The 784-nt window shown below is 77.3% G+C and carries 1 protein-coding gene; it reads right to left on the bottom strand.

Annotated features, from left to right (window positions below; genetic code table 11):
• Nucleotides 1-75 precede the first annotated feature (75 nt).
• Nucleotides 76-784: FAD-dependent oxidoreductase (locus MXD58_RS26020; protein WP_250610375.1), on the bottom strand; the 709-nt coding region annotated here is incomplete at its 5' end.

Below are 784 nucleotides of genomic sequence, written 5' to 3'. Positions count from 1 at the left end.
GCCGCCCGTCGCCTGGCCGCCGCCGCTGCCCACGCCAGTCGGCTGAGCGCGCGCCGCCGGGGTGCCGCCATCCGCTCACCCCGGGGCGGCGAGGGGAACGGCGCCGATGCGGGCGAACATCGCCGACTCGTAGACCCGCAGCGCGGCCTCGACATCACCGGGTTGGCCGGCCAGCGCCACGGCCAACTCGGCGGCGTCGAGCATCCCCGTGTTCGTGCCGGCGTCGGCGAAGGGCGCACCGGGATGGGCCGCGTCACCAAGCAGCGTCACGCCGGGCCGCCGCGGCCAACGATGGTTGCCGGGCAGCCGGTAGACGGCGCGGGCCACCGGCAGCGCGTCACTTTCCCGGATGAGCGCGGAGAGCCGATCGTCCCAGCCGGTGAAATGCCGGGCGAGACGGTCGCGCAGCGCCGGCGCGGTGCCGCGTTGGACCGGGACGAGCTCGGTCCAGCCGGCGGGTACGCGCAGCGCGACCTCGACGGCGACGCCGGCGCCGACGCGGCGGGCAACCAGCCCGCGATCCTCGGCGAAGGCGCTCACGCCGCCGCCGACGAACGCGGCGAGCGCCGGGCAGCGCCGGTCGACGTCGGACAGGTGGGTCGCGAAGACGAACATGCCGGTGTAGTCGGGTTCGGCGTCGATGAGGGCGCGGCGCACCCGCGACCAGGTGCCGTCCGCGCCGACGACCAGGTCGGCCGGCACACCGCGGCCGTCCGCCAGTTCCACCAGGTGCCCGCCACCGCCGGCGGCCGGTCGCACCGCGGTGACCCGCGCGTCCCAGACC

The sequence above is a fragment of the Frankia sp. AgKG'84/4 genome, assembly GCF_023242965.2.
Classification (GTDB): Bacteria; Actinomycetota; Actinomycetes; order Frankiales; family Frankiaceae; genus Frankia.
The sequence above is the reverse complement of the archived record's forward strand: the minus strand, read 5'-3'. Positions and strand labels throughout refer to the sequence as shown.